Origin of the sequence: Bradyrhizobium sp. CCBAU 45384 (genome assembly GCF_028128665.1) — a bacterium.
Lineage (GTDB): Bacteria > Pseudomonadota > Alphaproteobacteria > Rhizobiales > Xanthobacteraceae > Bradyrhizobium > Bradyrhizobium manausense.
In genome coordinates this window covers 15,467-31,740 of record NZ_LBIZ01000103.1, presented here as the reverse complement: position 1 = coordinate 31,740, position 16,274 = coordinate 15,467, and the positions used below count along the sequence as shown (strand labels likewise).

18 protein-coding genes are annotated in these 16,274 nt (G+C 64.7%); 4 read left to right on the top strand and 14 right to left on the bottom strand.

What is annotated here, in order from left to right; all coding sequences use genetic code 11:
* The first annotated feature begins 57 nt into the window (after positions 1-57).
* Both XH80_RS14170 and XH80_RS14165 read left to right on the top strand, forming a co-directional pair.
* A complete protein-coding gene (locus XH80_RS14170; RefSeq protein ID WP_271599088.1) occupies positions 58-624 on the top strand; it encodes a F0F1 ATP synthase subunit B family protein in 567 nt (188 codons plus the stop codon).
* A 5-nt stretch (positions 625-629) separates the two neighbouring features.
* Positions 630-1,115 carry a F0F1 ATP synthase subunit B family protein gene (locus XH80_RS14165; protein ID WP_271599087.1) on the top strand — a complete coding sequence of 162 codons (486 nt, stop codon included), beginning with the start codon at positions 630-632 and terminating at the stop codon, positions 1,113-1,115.
* A gap of 201 nt (positions 1,116-1,316) precedes the next feature.
* Here the strand turns inward: XH80_RS14165 and XH80_RS14160 are convergent, their stop codons facing one another.
* The 5 genes from XH80_RS14160 to XH80_RS14140 all read right to left on the bottom strand — a co-directional run bounded on the left by XH80_RS14160 (position 1,317) and on the right by XH80_RS14140 (position 6,550).
* Positions 1,317-1,967: a hypothetical protein gene (locus tag XH80_RS14160; protein ID WP_271599086.1), complete on the bottom strand. Its 651-nt coding sequence runs from the start codon at positions 1,965-1,967 to the stop codon at positions 1,317-1,319.
* 134 nt (positions 1,968-2,101) lie between these two features.
* A complete protein-coding gene (locus XH80_RS14155; protein ID WP_018316343.1) occupies positions 2,102-2,689 on the bottom strand; it encodes a GNAT family N-acetyltransferase in 588 nt (195 codons plus the stop codon).
* 57 nt (positions 2,690-2,746) lie between these two features.
* Positions 2,747-4,036, bottom strand: a complete 1,290-nt coding sequence (locus tag XH80_RS14150) for a M16 family metallopeptidase (RefSeq protein ID WP_057746075.1) — start codon at positions 4,034-4,036, stop codon at positions 2,747-2,749.
* Positions 4,033-5,451 (bottom strand): threonine synthase, encoded by a 1,419-nt coding sequence (gene thrC, locus XH80_RS14145; protein WP_271599085.1) that lies wholly within the window; start codon positions 5,449-5,451, stop codon positions 4,033-4,035. The genes XH80_RS14150 and thrC overlap by 4 nt, the downstream gene beginning before the upstream one ends.
* Before the next feature lie 439 nt (positions 5,452-5,890).
* Positions 5,891-6,550, bottom strand: a complete 660-nt coding sequence (locus XH80_RS14140) for a response regulator transcription factor (RefSeq protein WP_057746069.1) — start codon at positions 6,548-6,550, stop codon at positions 5,891-5,893.
* A gap of 86 nt (positions 6,551-6,636) precedes the next feature.
* On the opposite strand from XH80_RS14140, the gene XH80_RS14135 reads away from it, so the two are divergent.
* Positions 6,637-7,971: a histidine kinase gene (locus tag XH80_RS14135; RefSeq protein WP_271599084.1), complete on the top strand. Its 1,335-nt coding sequence runs from the start codon at positions 6,637-6,639 to the stop codon at positions 7,969-7,971.
* A gap of 1 nt (position 7,972) precedes the next feature.
* Here the strand turns inward: XH80_RS14135 and XH80_RS14130 are convergent, their stop codons facing one another.
* From XH80_RS14130 to coxB, 9 genes are all read right to left on the bottom strand, one after another.
* Complete coding sequence (locus tag XH80_RS14130; RefSeq protein ID WP_057746063.1) at positions 7,973-8,338, bottom strand: nuclear transport factor 2 family protein; 366 nt, start codon at positions 8,336-8,338, stop codon at positions 7,973-7,975.
* Positions 8,339-8,448: 110 nt separating this feature from the next.
* Complete coding sequence (locus tag XH80_RS14125; protein WP_271599083.1) at positions 8,449-9,213, bottom strand: SURF1 family protein; 765 nt, start codon at positions 9,211-9,213, stop codon at positions 8,449-8,451.
* Positions 9,210-9,611 carry a DUF983 domain-containing protein gene (locus tag XH80_RS14120; protein WP_057746057.1) on the bottom strand — a complete coding sequence of 134 codons (402 nt, stop codon included), beginning with the start codon at positions 9,609-9,611 and terminating at the stop codon, positions 9,210-9,212. The genes XH80_RS14125 and XH80_RS14120 overlap by 4 nt, the downstream gene beginning before the upstream one ends.
* 97 nt (positions 9,612-9,708) lie before the next feature.
* Positions 9,709-10,605 carry a cytochrome c oxidase subunit 3 gene (locus tag XH80_RS14115; RefSeq protein ID WP_271599082.1) on the bottom strand — a complete coding sequence of 299 codons (897 nt, stop codon included), beginning with the start codon at positions 10,603-10,605 and terminating at the stop codon, positions 9,709-9,711.
* Between the two features lie 65 nt (positions 10,606-10,670).
* Positions 10,671-11,321, bottom strand: a complete 651-nt coding sequence (locus tag XH80_RS14110) for a cytochrome c oxidase assembly protein (protein WP_271599081.1) — start codon at positions 11,319-11,321, stop codon at positions 10,671-10,673.
* Between the two features lie 6 nt (positions 11,322-11,327).
* Positions 11,328-11,504: a hypothetical protein gene (locus XH80_RS14105; RefSeq protein WP_057746048.1), complete on the bottom strand. Its 177-nt coding sequence runs from the start codon at positions 11,502-11,504 to the stop codon at positions 11,328-11,330.
* Positions 11,501-12,445, bottom strand: a complete 945-nt coding sequence (locus tag XH80_RS14100; RefSeq protein ID WP_271599080.1) for a heme o synthase — start codon at positions 12,443-12,445, stop codon at positions 11,501-11,503. Before XH80_RS14100 ends, XH80_RS14105 begins: the two co-directional genes overlap by 4 nt.
* A 65-nt stretch (positions 12,446-12,510) precedes the next feature.
* A complete protein-coding gene (gene ctaD / locus XH80_RS14095; protein ID WP_220006769.1) occupies positions 12,511-14,127 on the bottom strand; it encodes a cytochrome c oxidase subunit I in 1,617 nt (538 codons plus the stop codon).
* An 88-nt stretch (positions 14,128-14,215) separates the two neighbouring features.
* Entirely contained in the window at positions 14,216-15,055 is an 840-nt protein-coding gene (gene coxB, locus XH80_RS14090; RefSeq protein WP_057746038.1) for a cytochrome c oxidase subunit II, read from the bottom strand.
* A gap of 445 nt (positions 15,056-15,500) precedes the next feature.
* Between coxB and XH80_RS14085 the strand changes: the two genes are divergently transcribed.
* Positions 15,501-16,073, top strand: coding sequence for an invasion associated locus B family protein (locus XH80_RS14085; protein ID WP_271599079.1), 573 nt, complete (start codon positions 15,501-15,503; stop codon positions 16,071-16,073).
* Positions 16,074-16,274 lie beyond the last annotated feature (201 nt).

Genomic DNA, 16,274 nt, shown 5'->3' with positions numbered 1-16,274 from the left:
CGACTTCTTCCGCGCCGCTTCATCCGAAGCGGCGCGTGACAGCAACAGGAGTACTCCATGGCCGAGAGTCATGGCGGGGCGAAAGCTCCGGCGACCGACGCCCACACCGAAGCCGATGGCGGTCATCACGGCGGCGGCTTTCCGCCGTTCGAGAGCAGCACCTTTGCTTCGCAGCTGGTGTCGCTCGCGATCTTCTTCGTCGCGCTTTACGTGATCGTGTCCAAGCTCGCGCTGCCGAAGGTCGGCGGGACGATCGAGGCGCGTCAGAACAAGATCGAGGGTGACCTCACCGAGGCGCAGGCGCTGAAGGATCAGTCCGAGGCGGCGCTGAAGGCCTATGAAAGCGAGCTCGCTGCGGCGCGCGCGCGGGCGCAGGCGATCGCCAACGAATCCCGCGACAAGGCGAATGCGCAGGCGGAAGCCGAGCGCAAGGCCCTGGAAGAGCAGCTGGCGGCCAAGCTCGCCGAGGCGGAGAAGACCATCGCCTCGACCCGCGCGACCGCCATGGGCAACGTCCGCAGCATCGCGGCCGATGCGGCAGGCACCATCGTGCAGCAGCTCACCGGCGTCGTTCCGGATGCGGCGTCGGTCAATGCCGCCGTTGATGCGTCCTTGAAGGGTTAGTCGATATGTTCTTCGATCCTGAAACCTGGGTCGCCGTCGCCTTCGTGATCCTGATGGTCGTATTCGGCTATCTCGGGGTCTTCAAATCGGCGATGGCGGCGCTCGACAAGCGCGCCGAGCGCATCAAGGCCGAGCTCGACGACGCGACGCGCCTGAAGCAGGAAGCCGCCAAGGTGCTGGCCGACTACAAGGCCCGCAGCGCCTCGGCGGAACGCGAGGCCGCCGACATCATCGCCAACGCCAGGAGCGAAGCCGAGCGCATCGCGACCGAGGCCAAGGCGAAGATGGAAGACTTCCTCGCCCGCCGTACCAAGACCGCGGAGGGCAAGATCGCGCTCGCCGAGGCCCAGGCGCTGGCCGATGTCCGCGCCGCAGCCGCGGAAGCCGCCGTGCAGGCCGCCTCCACGATCCTGTCGCAGTCGGTCAAGGGCCCGGTCGCCGACGATCTGCTCGCCAAGGGCATCACCGAGGTTCGCCAGAAGCTGAACTGAGGGGCGAACGCCTCATCCAATCAAAAGCCGGCGCGATGAGCGCCGGCTTTTTTGTTTTCGACACCGCATCCGCAAATGCGATGTCATCACCCGCGAAGGCGGGTGATCCAGTATTCCAGGGGCGGCTGTGCTTGAACCGAGGAGCCGCGGCGTACTGGATGCCCCGCCTTTGCGGGGCATGACAGCTGAGATTGCGGCTACCTACTTCTTCTTCCGCGCCTTCGGCTCCGGCGAGAGCGCCTGCGGGTCGAAGCCGACATAGAAGATGTAGGAATCGGCGACCGCGGGAGACGGCAGCGGGTAGGACAGGTCCTCGGCGACGAAGGTGAAGGGCACACTGGCGCCCTCGGTCATCTGGACCGTGGTGCGGTAGGCCTTCGAGGCGATCACCTTCTCGCCGACGCCGCCCTGGACCACGGCGACGCGCAAGGGAACTTCGACCGTCGCAGGCGCGCCGGCGGGGCCCGCGATGACGCGGCCCTGGATGCCGATATGCGCGGTGATTTCGCCGCCATTGCGGATGCATTCGCGCGCCATCTTGGAGATCGAGGCCTGGAAGCGCACGTCATTGCCGACCGCCGGCTTGCCGTTCGCACCGACGCCATAGGTCGACGCTCCGGCGCGCACCGTGACCTGCGGGCAATCATATTCGTCATCGGCCTGGGGCGCGCCTGGCGCGGGCGCCGGCTTAGGCTGGGCAGGCTCGTCGGATTTGCCGCCGAACAGGCTCTTGAAACGGTCGGTCAACGACTGCGCGGCGACCGGCGAGACCGCCGCCAGTGAAACCGACAGCGCCAGCGCGATCACCGGACCCCGCCGCAGCGCCTTCCGCAATGACCGAAGCTCATTCATGAACGCCTGTACTCCATGACAATATCCCGGCCAATCGCCGGTCGATCCCGCGCGTTATATCGCCAAAATCGGCGAACCCAAGGCGAGAAAACAAGGCAGGAAAAAAGGCTGAGCTCGCTGCGCGATGGCTCAGCTCAACCGCGGAAATCCTCGTGCAGCAGGCCGAACAGCAGATGGTCCTGCCAGACCCCGTTGATGCAGAGATAGCGGCGCGCCAGTCCCTCGCGGGAGAAGCCGCACTTCTCCAGCACCCGGATCGACGGCGCATTGGTGGGGATGCAGGCGGCCTCGACCCGGTGCAGATTGAGCTCGCCGAACAGCGTCGGCAGCAACACGCGCAGCGCTGCCGTCATGTAGCCGCGATGGGCATGGGGCTGGCCGACCCAATAACCGATGGTGCCGGCCTGGACGATGCCGCGGCGGACATTGGCGAGCGTGATGCCGCCGACCATGGCGCCGTCGAGCTCGCGGAAGATCAGGAAGGGATAGGAGCGGTCCGCGGCGATATCCTCGGAATAACGCCGCAGCCGGCGGCGAAAGCCGGAGCGGGTCAGATCGTCCGACGGCCAGATCGGCTCCCACGGCGTCAGATAATCGCGGCTGGTCTCGCGCAAATGCGCCCATTGCAGGAAGTCCGACATCTGCGGGGCGCGCAGCAACAATCCGTTGCCGCGCGGGGCGAGAGCGGCAGGTCCACTGGAGGGCAGGCGGAACAGGGCCATGTGATGCTTCCCGGGGCGGACCTTCCGCCAAAGCGGCTCCTCATGCAGCCGCGCCTTTTAGTGAAGCCGAGCTTTGGCGCGCGCCCGGGTCAATCCTTCCGCAAAAGACACCGCCGTGTCCAGACCCCTGCCGCTGCCTAATGCGACAACGGCAGGGCGGCTGCGCGACAGCAGTGCCCGCGCCGCATCGCGGGTCGATTCGACGCTGACGGCATCGATCCGGGACACCAGTTCCTGCACCGTCTGCGGCCGGCCATAGGCCAGCACGTGCCGGGCGAGCTGCTCGGCGCGCGAGGAACAGCTCTCCAGCGCCATCAAGAGGCCTGCCTTCATCTGCGCCTTGGCGCGGGCGATCTCGGCCTCGGTCAGGGTCTCGACCGAATCATTCATGATGTCGACCACGACCTCCATCATTTCAGGCGCGTCGGCCGGATCGGTGCCGGTGTAGAGACCGAAAAAGCCGGTGTCGGTGTAGGGCGCGTGGAAGGTGTAGATGGAATAGCAGAGGCCACGCTTCTCGCGCACCTCCTGGAACAGCCGCGACGACATCCCGCCGCCGAGGATGTTGGTGAAGACCTGGAGCGAGAACAGCGACAGATCGGTCTGCGGCACGCCCTCCAGCGCCAGCGTCAGATGCGCCTGCTCGAGCTCGCGATGCACGACCTTGGTGCCGCCCTTGCCGAATTGGGCAGGCTGGGGCTTCGGCCCCGGCGTCGCATCAAAGCTCGCAAAGCGCTTCTCGGCCTCGGCGACCACCTGCTTGTGATCGACGGCGCCCGCCGCCGCCACCACCATGTCGGGGCCGCGATAATGCGTCGAGAGGTAATTGCGCAGCGAGTCGCGATTGAAGCTCTTCAGCGTCTTGGCGGTGCCGAGCAGCGAGCGGCCCATCGGCTGGTCGGGATAGCAGAGCTCGTTGAGATGCTCGAACACGACGTCATCAGGGGTATCCTGCGCTGCACCGATCTCCTGCACGATGACGTTCTTCTCGCGCTCGAGCTCGTCGGGCTCGAAGGCGGGATTGGCGAGGATGTCGGCGAGCACGTCGAGCGCGAGCGGCACGTCGGCCTTCATCACCCGGGCATAATAGGACGTGGTCTCGGTCGAGGTGCCGGCGTTGAGATCGCCGCCGACCGCCTCGATCTCCTCGACGATCTCGCGCGAGGAACGTCCCGTGGTGCCCTTGAAGGCCATATGTTCCAGCAGATGGGAGATGCCGTGCTCGTTCGGCTTCTCGTCGCGGCCGCCGACCCCGGCCCAGACCCCGAGCGCGGCGGTCTCCAGATGCGGCATGTTGTCGGTGACGACAGTCAGGCCGGACGCAAGCTTGGTGATCTCGACGCTCATCCGGCAACTCCCTGTTTTGCGGCGCGGCTGACCGACAGCACGAACCGCTCCACCTCGGCCTGATCGTTCTTCATCACCTTCATCTGTTCGGACTTGGTCATGAGACCGTCGAGCCAGGCCGGCAGAAGCGGTCGCTGGCCGCAGGCCGCCTCGACCGCATCAGGGAATTTGGCGGGATGCGCGGTCGAGAGCACGATGTTGGGGACGGTCGTGTCGGTGGTATCGCGATCGGCAACCGCAAGCGCCACCGCGGTGTGGGGATCGACCAACTCGCCGGCCTCGCGCCAGGCGGCGCGGATCGCAGCCGCGGTCTCGGTCTCGTCGGCGCGGCCGGCGTCGAATTCTTCGCGGATCGCGGCGAGCGTGGCGTCGGGCAGGACGAAACGTCCCGATTGCTTCAGCTGATCCATCAGCCGCCGCACACTGCCCGCATCGCGCTTGCTCGCCTCGAACAGCAGCCGCTCGAAATTCGAGGAGATCTGGATGTCCATCGACGGCGATGCCGTGGCGTGCACCTCCCGCACCTCGTAGATGCCGGTCTTGAGCGTGCGGGCAAGGATGTCGTTGACGTTGGCGGCGATGCGCAGCGTGCGCACCGGAAGACCCATGCGCTTGGCGACGTATCCTGCAAAAATATCGCCGAAATTGCCTGTCGGCACGATGAAGTCCACCGCGCGCGCCGGAGCGCCGGCGGCAACCGCCGACGTGAAGTAGTAGACCACCTGGGCGACGATGCGTGCCCAGTTGATGGAATTGACGCCGGACAGCGAGGTCGCATCGCGGAAGCGATGATGGTTGAACATCCCCTTCACCAGCGCCTGGCAATCGTCGAAATTGCCCTCGATGGCGAGCGCGTGGACATTGGCCGCGCCCGTCGTCGTCATCATGCGCTGCTGCACCTCGGAGATGCGCTGGTGCGGAAACAGCACGATGAGGTCGACATTCTCCAGGCCTGCGAAGGCTTCGACCGCGGCACCGCCGGTGTCGCCCGAGGTTGCGACCACGATGGTGGTGCGCTGGCCGCGCTTGGCGAGCACATGGTCCATCAGCCGCGAGATCAGCTGCATCGCCACGTCCTTGAACGCGAGCGTCGGACCGTGAAACAGCTCCAGCACGAATTGATGCGGCGACATCTGCCGCAACGGCACCACGGCCGGATGACGGAAGGTGGCATAGGCCTCGTTCGCCATGCGGCCGAGCTCGGCGTCGGAAATCTCCCCGCCGACGAACGGACGGATCACGTCGACCGCGACCTCCCAATAGGGCCGGCCAAAGAAGCCGGCGATGGTCTCGGCTGGCAGAAGCGGCCAGGTCACCGGCACGTACAGGCCGCCGTCGCGGGCAAGCCCCGTCAGCATCACGTCGCAGAAGCCAAGCTCAGGGGCCTCGCCCCGGGTCGAGATATAACGAGTCAAACTGCCCTCCAAAGGCTGGCGCGGTCCCAGTCCGGGCCTTAAGCCTTTGATTTCACGATGTTCCTAGTTCCAAGCCAGAGGCTTTGCGGCACCATAGAGTGTTTTGGAGGGCCGCACCATGCCCAACGAAAAAGGGCTGCGGCGAGGCCGCAGCCCTTCTCTTGGAAGGTCTGTCGTTGATGTGTGCAGACCCGGTTTCGTCGCTGGGGCGCCTGCCCCGAAAATCGCTGGTTCGAGCTATCGTTTCCTGTCACGAAATCGTCAAGGAGAAAACGGCGCGCGGCGCCAAATGTTCCGGCTTTTCCCGGTTGCCCCCGGCGCAGTGCCCGCGAGCGTCGCCGGGCGCGCGGCATCATTGCCGCTTTTTCCTAACTCTACGCAGAAGGCGTGCGGCAAACCGGTCCGCCGGCCGAGCCGGCTGCATCCTGGGGCAGCCGGCTCAGCCCCTGACGGGTGAGTTCATCCCGATTTCCACCGCGATCCGAATCAGGTCGGAATGGTTCTTGGCCCCCAGCTTCTGCTTGAGCAGGGAGGTGGTGTTGGCGACGGTCTTGTAGGAGATACCGAGCGCCTCGGCGACTTCGACGATCTTGTGGCCGCGCCCGAGCAGGCGGAGAATTTCGAGCTCCCGTGGCGTCATCTGCGAGGCCGGATTCGCCTTGATCGCGGCGCCCGAGAAGGTTACCGCCTCCGCAAGCTGCGGCGAGATGAAATTGTCGCCGGCGACCACCTTGCGCACGGCCTTGAGCAGGATCCGGGGATCGTCGCCCTTGGAGACATAGCCCTGCGCCCCGAGCTCCACCGCGCGCACCACGAAGGCCGGATCTTCATTCATGCTGAACATGATGATCTTGGCGCCCGGATCGTCCTTGCGGATCCGGCGCATCAGTTCGAAGCCCGAGACGTCTGGCAGGCTGATGTCGATGACCGTGACGTCCGGCCGCTTGCTGATATAGGCCTTGTGTCCGGATTTGGCGTCGTTCGCTTCGTCGATCCGAATCGAATGATCGGAGGCAAACAGGGTGCGACAACCTGACAGCACAACGGGGTGGTCGTCGACGATGAGGACCCGGGTCGCCAGTTTGGTTGTATCTTGCATTCGCGCTCTCGTGTTTTGGCAAGTCATAGACCGGCGGGAACAAATGGAAAGAGAGAATCCCGCCAATGCGCGTTAGAATTGTCCTAATGTGGCAACGACTTCCATTCAGGACCCAGTTATTCCTCCCACTCGGCGTGAGCTTCGTCGCCGCGCTGGTCATGGGCGGCGTGCTGCTCCAGACCTTCTCGGCCGGCCAGCTGGCCGACGAGAACGAGCCTGGTCGACGCTCGGCTCAGACCATCGCGGTCGCACTCAACAGCGCCCTGAGCGCGTCAGACAATCCGAGCAAGATGCTCGACGCTTTTGTCAAATCTTTGGGCACCTCCTCCGATATCCAATTCCATCCAGCGGAGGCGGGTCCCGCGCCTTCCGTCCGGGACGGCCTGCACGGCGCGCATGGCGTCCCGCAATGGTTCGTGGACCTGATCGCCATCCCGGATATCGATGCAGCATCGCCTGTGATGATCGACGGCAGGCGCGTTGGCGACATCGTGTTCAGGCCCGACCTGTCGGCCGACCTGTTCGAGAAATGGGTCGGTTTTCTGGCCCTGATGGGCCTCGTCGCGGTGCTGATGGCGTTGACCGGCGCGATCGCCTATCTCTTCGCAAGATCGACGCTGCAGCCGCTGCAAGATCTCGGCGCAGGCCTGACGCGCATACAACGCGGCGATTATGCGACGCCGATCCCGGTCGCGGGGCCGCCGGAAATCCGGCAGAGCTGCAAGGAAGCCAATGCCCTTGCCGCAACGCTCGCGCAATTGAGCCAGCACAATCGCGACCTGTTGCATCGCCTGGTGTCGCTCCAGGATGATGAGCGGCACGATCTCGCCCGCGAGCTGCATGACGAGCTTGGCCCGTTGCTGTTCAGCATCCGTGCCGGCACGATCGCATTGAGCGAAGCCTCGCCGCAGACGGGACATCTCGGCAACTCCGTGCAGGAGGTGATGCGGTCCATCGAGGCGCTCCAGCAGACCAATCGCCGCATCCTCGACCGGTTGCGGCCACTCTACATCGAGGAACTGGGGCTCGAGGCCAGCGTGCAAACGCTGCTGCGCAATTTTCGCGCGCAGGCACCGGATATCGGCCTCACCGCAACGATCGATCCTGATCTCAACGGGATCAGAGGGCCGTTGGCCCAGACCGTCTATCGTGTGATCCAGGAGGCGTTGACCAATGTGCTGCGCCACGCCGGAGCGAGGAATGCCCATGTCGAGGCGGCGACGTCAGGCGATGCGCTCACCATCGAAGTCTCCGACGACGGCGGCGGCTTTCCCGCCGACAATGTCTTCGGCCGCGGCCTGACCGGCATGCACGAGCGCGTGCGCGCGCTCAGCGGCTCGCTGTCATTGCTGCGTGCGGACCAACGCACCTATGTGCGCTGCCGCCTTCCCCGCGGGGAGATCAGGGCCGAGCCGAGGTAGATTAACACGCACAGCAATCGTGCGAACCCTGCTGCGCCGGTTCGCACAGCGTGCTGTGGATCTTGCCTTCCGCACTGAAGCGAAACGAGGCGCGGATGCGCAGCGCACCCGCAACGGAATATTCGAGATCGATGCCGCTCTGTGCCGGGTGGATTTCCTCCAGGCCGAAACCCGCCGAGGAAAAGGCGCTGAGCTTCGGTCCCCAATAGGTTTCGAGTTCGCCCCGGCCGCGATAAATCTGCGTGCCGTTGCACGTGCATTCCAGCTTGGCGTCGTCGGCATAGAGATCGAGTAGCATCGCTAGGTCGCCCTTGCGGCAGGCATCCACCCAATCAATGACAAGTCCCATCTGATCGAAATCGCTCAACGCCAGCAATCCTGTTTGCCGCGGAAAAAACCTGAAGGCGGATTAGGACCACCCTCGTGAATATGCGCTGAATAATATAGACCGGACGATACCGGGTTCCCACCGGGAACCTACGGGCTCGCGCCGCCCTGGCGCCGTCCTCTCACCCACACGGCAAAGGCGATGAGCACGGCGCCGGCGAGCGTGAACCAGGTGATGGCGTATTGGAGATGATCGTCCTTCAGATGCACATCGAGCGGCCCCGGACGTGGGATGCCGTTCGCAGGCACCGGCTGCTCCAGATCGATATAGAACGGCGCGGTCGTGCCCCAGCCCAAGGCACCTGCGATCGCCAGATGATCGCGCACGAACCACAACCGCTTGTCGCGATTCTCGGCCGGCGTCAGCCATCCCGGCGCCTCCGGGAAACGCAAATAGCCCGTGAGTGTAGCGGGCGTGCCGGTGACGAGCTTCTGCACGGCGCGATCCTCGACGCCGCGGTCCTGCATCGTGTTCTCGACGAAGCCCGCATCGATCACCACGATCTCGCCGCTCGGCAGCCGCGCCGGCAGGAAGGCCCAGGTGCCGGGCGTGGACGCATCCTTGCGCACCGCGGAGCCGGAGGAATAGACCATGGCATCCGGCAGGGGCGCATAGGTCGCGGTGAAGCTGACGCGGCGAAACTCATCGCGCGCAGGCGTCAGCGCGGGCCATTGCTCTGAAGGCGGCAGCGCAATGGGTGCTGCCGCGATGCGCTCGGTGAGCGCTGCGACCAGCTCGTGCTTGGCGGAGCGGCGCTGCAATTGCCAGATTCCGAGCGCGACGAAAGCCGCGGTCAGCAAAAGTGTGAACAGCATGAAGCCGGCGACGCCGGGCTTGCGCGACGTCTCGTTCATTTCGCGCGGTCGATCAACCGGCCGGGTGCTGCCTTGTGATGGAATTGCAGCGCGATCAGAAGCGACTTCATCGAGCGTAGCGGCAGGAGCGTGGTGGCGAGGATCAGCGGCAGCCACAGCACCGCATGCAGCCAGAATGGCGGCTGATACTTGACCTCGACGACGAGCGCGCAGCCAACCACGATCGCGCCGGCCAGCATGATGATGAAGATCGCCGGACCATCGCCGGCATCGATGAAGGCGTAGTCGAGGCCGCAACGGCTGCAGGAAGGCGCCAGCGTCAGGAAGCCCGCATAGAGCTTGCCCTCACCGCAGCGCGGGCATTTGCAGGCGAGCCCGCGCAGCGCGCTTTGCAGGACGGTGGGCTGGGCCTCCGGGGTGTCGGCAGTGTCGTTCATCACACGCAAGCCTATCACAATTTCGGCCCAAACTCCGGCCGCTGGATAACGAAAGGGCGGCCCTGCGGCCGCCCTTTGCAGATTGATCCGTCCCGGCTCAGTGCGCGCCGTGGGCCATGGCCTCGGCACCGTGTCCCCAGACATAGATGCAGAGGAACAGGAACAGCCAGACCACGTCGACGAAATGCCAGTACCAGGCGGCGAACTCGAAGCCGAGGTGCTGCTTCGGCGTGAAGTGGCCGGCATAGGCGCGCGCCAGGCACACGATCAGGAAGACGGTGCCGACCAGCACGTGAAAACCGTGGAAGCCGGTCGCCATGAAGAAGGTCGCGCCGTAGACGTTGCCGGCGAAGGAGAACGCCGCGTGGCTGTATTCGTAGGCCTGCACGCAGGTGAAGGTCGCGCCCAGCAGGATGGTGAGGATCAGGCCATATTTCAGGCCCTGGCGATCGTTCTCGAGCAGGGCGTGGTGCGCCCAGGTGACCGTGGTGCCCGAGGTGAGCAGGATCAGCGTGTTGAGCAGCGGCAGATGCCAGGGATCGAAGGTTTCGATACCATGGGGCGGCCAGGTGCCCGGCACCGCGCAGGCGCCGGCCGCCGTGCCGAGACCGCAACCGAACACCGCGTCACGGGTGGCGTGGACGGCGTCGGCCGGAAACAGCGCGGCGTTGAAATAGGCCCAGAACCAGGCGACGAAGAACATCACCTCGGAGGCGATGAACAGGATCATGCCGTAGCGGTGATGCAGCTGCACGACGCGGGTGTGGTCGCCCTTGTACTGGGCTTCCTTGATCACGTCGCCCCACCAGCTCGCCATGGTGTAGAGCACGCCGACGGTGCCGATACCGAACACGATCGGCGCGGCGGAGAACATGTGGTGCATCCAGGAGATCGCACCGACCGCCATGATGAAGGCGGAGACCGAGCCGACCGCCGGCCACGGAGACGGATCGACCAGATGGTAGTCGTGATGCTTGCCTTGCGCGGTAGCCATTGCGGTCTGTCTCCTCAATCCCGTGCCTGTCCGGCACTTATCCCCTTGGTCCAACCTCCGAAGCGTCAACCCGGCGGCTGGAGATTTCCCTTGCGCTTGTTGTCATCACCGGATGCGAGCGGCTTCACCACCGGATCCTTCACCGGATAGAACGTGTAGGACAGCGTGATGGTGCTGAGCCCGTCATTGTCGTGGTCGCCGACGATCGACGGATCGACGTAGAACACCACGGGCATCTCGCGCTTCTCGCCGGGCGCCATGGTCTGCTCGGTGAAGCAGAAGCAGTTGATCTTCTGGAAATACGACCCGACCGTCAGCGGCGCGACATTGTAGGCGGCCTGCCCTGAGGTGATGCGCGCGGCCTGGTTGGTCACGGTGTAATAGATGGTGGTGACCTGACCGATATTGACCTCGACCTCGGTCTGCTCCGGCTCGAACTTCCAGGGCAGGCCGGGGGCGACGTTGGAATCGAACCGCACCGCGATCTTGCGTGCGATCGGGCCGCTGGCGGGCGCGGAGGTCGCGACCTGCGTGGTGCCGTTGAAGCCGGTGGCGCGGCAGAACCAGTTGTAGAACGGCACCGCCGCGTAGGACGCTCCGACCATCAATGCGACCACGCCGCCGCAGATCGAGGCGACCAGCACATCGCGGCCGAGGCCCCGGCCCTTGCCGGCCGTTCGGCTCTGATGCTGCGATATGGTCGGCTTCTGATCCATCTGCCCCTACAACGGCCGAACGAGAACCGCCGGTCCCTTGACCATGGTGACGGCGAAGAAAAGGACGACGAGCACACCGAGCGCCAAAGCAATGGCAATGGAGCGCTGACGACGGCTCTTCTTCTGCGCCTCGGTGAGGACGATTCCATCTGGCTCGGGTTTGTCAGCCATCGCCGTGATCATGCGCCCCCTACCATCCGAGCAAGCACAGGGAATACGACCTCGGCCAGCAAGGTCGCGAACAGCGCGAACAGGTACAGGATCGAGAAGGCGAACAGCTTTCGCGTTGCGCGCAGCGACTGGCTGCGCTCGCGGCGGAAGTAGACGTTGATGGCGAGCACCAGCATGCCGGCGCCGAGGATCAGCGAGACGATGCCGTAGACGGCGTCGAAATAGCCGAGCGCCCAGGGCGCTGCGGCCACCGCGATCAGCACGATCGTGTAGAGCAGGATCTGCAGGCGGGTCGCGTCCGGGCCGGCGACATTGGGCAGCATCGGAATGCCGGCGCGGGCATAGTCCTCGGAACGGAACAGCGCCAGCGCCCAGAAGTGCGGCGGCGTCCAGAAGAAGATGATGGCGAACAGCAGCAGCGGCTCGACGTCGACCGTGCCCGTGACGGACGCCCAGGCCACCACCGGCGGCAAGGCGCCGGCGGCGCCGCCGATCACGATGTTCTGCGCGGTCCAGCGCTTCAGGCCCATGGTATAGATGACGACGTAGAAGAAGATGGTGAAGGCGAGCAGCGCGCCCGCGATCCAGTTGACGAGGATGCCGAGGGTCATCACCGAGAAGAAGGCGAGCGTCATCCCGAACGTCATCGCCTCGGGCCGGGTGATGCGGCCACGCGGGATCGGGCGGTTCGCGGTGCGCGACATCTTGGCGTCGATATCGCCCTCGAGCGCCATGTTGAGCGCACCGGAGGCGCCGGCGCCGACGGCGATGCAGAGCAGCGAGGTGATGGCGAGCACCCAGTGGAAATGTCCCGGCGCCATCGCCATCCCGACCAGCGCGGTGAAGATCACGAGCGACATCACCCGCGGCTTGAGCAGCGCGAGGTAGTCACCAACCTCCGCCTCGGAGATGCGGGGATTGATGTCGATGGCGTTCTGATCGAGGACGGACACTTAAACCTGCTCGTTTCGTTGCAGAGCCGCGGCGCCCGTCGCGGGCGCCGCGGGAGTCGTGTTGCTTACTGCACGCGGGGCAGCACTTCGAACTGGTGGAAGGGCGGCGGCGAGGGCAGCGTCCATTCCAGCGTGGTGGCGCCGGCGCCCCACGGATTGTCGCCCGCCGGGACCTTCTTCATGAAGGCGTCGAGCACGCAGTAGAGGAAGATCAGCACGCCGAAGCCGGAGATGTAGGAGCCGATCGAGGAGATCAGATTCCAGCCGGCGAACGCATCCGGATAGTCGACATAGCGGCGCGGCATGCCCGACAGGCCGAGGAAGTGCTGCGGGAAGAACACCAGATTGACGCCGATGAAGGTGACCCAGAAATGCGCTTTCGCCAGCGTCTCGTTGTACATGTAGCCCGTCATCTTCGGGAACCAGTAGTACCAGCCGGCGAAGATCGCGAACACCGCACCGAGCGACAGCACGTAGTGGAAGTGCGCGACGACGTAGTAGGTCTCCTGCAGTACGCGGTCGACGCCGGCATTCGCCAGCACGACGCCGGTGACGCCGCCGACCGTGAACAGGAAGATGAAGCCGACGGCCCAGATCATCGGGGCGCGGAATTCGATCGAGCCGCCCCACATCGTGGCGATCCAGGAGAAGATCTTCACGCCCGTGGGCACCGCGATCACCATGGTGGCGGCGACGAAGTAGGCCTGCGTCGCCGAGGACATGCCGACCGTGTACATGTGGTGCGCCCACACCACGAAGCCGATGCCGCCGATCGCGACCATGGCGTAGGCCATGCCGAGATAGCCGAACACGGGCTTGCGCGAGAAGGTCGAGACGATCTGGCTGATCATGCCGAAGCCGGGCAGGATCAGGATGTACACCTCGGGGTGACCGAAGAACCAGAACAGGTGCTGGAACAGCACGGGATCGCCGCCGCCGTCAGGCGAGAAGAACGTCGTGCCGAAATTGCGGTCGGTGAGCAGCATGGTGATCGCGCCGGCGAGGACCGGCAGCGACAGCAGCAGCAGGAACACCGTCACCAGGATCGACCACACGAACAGCGGCATCTTGTGCAGGGTCATGCCCGGCGCGCGCATGTTGAAGATCGTGGTGATGAAGTTGATGGCGCCGAGGATCGAGGAGGCACCGGCCAGGTGCAACGACAGGATCGCGAAGTCGACGGCCGGACCCGGATGGCCCGTGGTCGACAGCGGCGCGTAGATGGTCCAGCCGGCGCCGACGCCGTTGGCACCGGGCTCGCCCTCGACGAAGCTCGACAGCAGCAGCAGCGCGAAGGAGGCCGGCAGCAGCCAGAACGAGATGTTGTTCATGCGCGGGAACGCCATGTCGGGCGCGCCGATCATCAGCGGCACGAACCAGTTGCCGAAGCCGCCGATCATCGCGGGCATGACCATGAAGAAGATCATGATCAGGCCGTGCGAGGTCACGAATACGTTATAGGTGTGCGTTTCGTGGAATATCTGCACACCCGGAAACATCAACTCGGCACGGATCGCGATCGACATCGCGGCACCGATGATACCCGCGATGACCGCGAAGATCAGGTACATCGTGCCGATGTCCTTGTGGTTGGTCGAATAGACGTAGCGACGCCATCCGGTCGGATGGGCGTGCTCGTCATGGTGCGCGTGATCGCCGTGTGTCGCTGCGCTCGTTGCCATTTTCAAATCCTGCCTTGCGTCCCATTCGGACCTGTGGAGGTCCCGCCCTTTATGTCGCGTTCAGTCCGGTTGAGCCGTCGCCCGGCGCTTACTGCGTCGGACCGGCTGCGGAGGCGAAGGTGCTGGTGCCGCCGCTCGCAAATTTCTTCTTCGCCGCATCGACCCAGGAGGCGAACTCCTGGTCGTTCACCACGCGAATGGCAATCGGCATGAAGGCGTGGTCCTTGCCGCAAAGCTCCGAGCACTGGCCGTAGAACATGCCGGTCTTGGTGGCCTTGAACCAGGTCTCGTTCAGCCGGCCCGGGATGGCGTCGATCTTGACGCCGAACGCCGGCAGCGCGAACGCGTGGATGACGTCGGCACCGGTGACCTGAACACGAATCACCTTGTTGACCGGCACCACCATCTCGTTGTCGACGCCGAGCAGGCGGGGCTGCTTGTCCTGGGCCAGCAGCGAGTCGAACTCGAACTTGCCGTTATCAGGATAGGCGTAGGACCAGTACCACTGCTTGCCGGTCGCCTTCACGGTCAGATCCGCCTTCGGCACGTCGAGCTCGAGGAACAGGAGGCGGAACGACGGCACCGCGATGCCGACCAGGATCAGCACCGGCACCAGCGTCCACACCACCTCGATCAGCGTGTTGTGGGTGGTGCGCGACGGCACCGGATTGGCCCTCGCGTTGAACTTCATCACCACGATCACCAGCAGCGCCAGCACGAACAGCGTGATCAGGATGATCAGCACGGACAAGAAGTTGTGGAACCAGACGATGTTGTCCATCACCGGGGAGCCGGAACCCTGCAGGTGCCATTCCCACGGCTCGGGCTGCCCAAGCTCGGCAAATGCCGCACCGCCCGTCGCCAGCGTCAGACCCGCCACGGCCAATCCCAGCAAGTGCCGGCCCACCCGGCCCATCGACATCTTCATGCCGTTCGCGCTCCCCTAACGAAATCACCCCAAGTGCATTCCCCTATTTTTGGGGAACGCTTATTCGATCCGCCCGTCTGACAAACCGCCGCAAGAATACCTCTAGGAGGAATTGGGGCCAGATCGCTAGAACGCCGAAATCAAGCCTCTCAAACCATAATTCTTGATCTATCGCAATGCAGTCTTGAGGCCCCTCTGTCAGCGATCACCCGCAAGATATTTCCTAGTAACATCAGACAAAAATACCGTTTCCCGGGAGGCCGCGGCTTGACAGCCGAATTGCCCGCTGTAGGCACAGGCGCAGGGCCGTGCAGGAACCTGATTCGTGGCGGCAAGGGCGGCCAAGGCGGCGCGGAATTTGCTTGTGAATTGCCTTCAAGACGCCGTCATTCCCGTATCTGTCCACCAGCGCGAGCGACCCGAGCGAGCAGAGGGACCGACCCCGATGGGGCTTTCGAGATGCATGGCAAGATCGGCTCCAAGATCGGTTGTATGGCCGGCTGACTGCCTCACGACGCTGATCCGCCTCGTGGCGGTCGTCCTTTTCCTGTCCCTTCCCGGCCTTTTCCTATCAAGCGCTGCCCATGCGCAGGGCGCGGTGCGTTCCGTTCATGGCGACTGGCAGATCCGTTGCGATACCCCGCCGGGCGCCCAGGCCGAGCAATGCGCCCTGATCCAGAGCGTGGTGGCCGAAGACCGCTCCAATGCCGGCCTCACCGTGATCGTGCTCAAGACCGCCGACCAGAAGAGCCGCCTGATGCGCGTGGTGGCCCCCTTAGGCGTGCTGCTGCCCTCCGGCCTCGGGTTGAAGCTCGACAACCAGGATGTCGGCCGCGCCGGCTTCGTGCGCTGCCTGCCCAATGGCTGCGTCGCCGAGGTCGTCATGGACGACAAGCTGCTCGGCCAGCTCCGCAGCGCCAAGACCGCGACCTTCATCATCTTCGAGACGCCGGAAGAAGGCATCGGCTTCCCGCTCAGCCTGAACGGGCTCGGCGAGGGGTACGACAAGCTGCCGTAGGGGCCCGGCGCATGTTCTCAGGCCCGTCATCCTGAGGCGCGAGTTCGGCAGCGCGGTTGCGCTGCCGTGCGAGCCTCGAAGGATGAACGGCCGAGCTGCCAGTCGGGCCGCCGTCCTTCGAGGCTCGCCTTGCTTTGCAAGGCGAGCACCTCAGGATGACGGTGAGGGACTAAACTCATAGCCGACACACGGCGCTCCGTA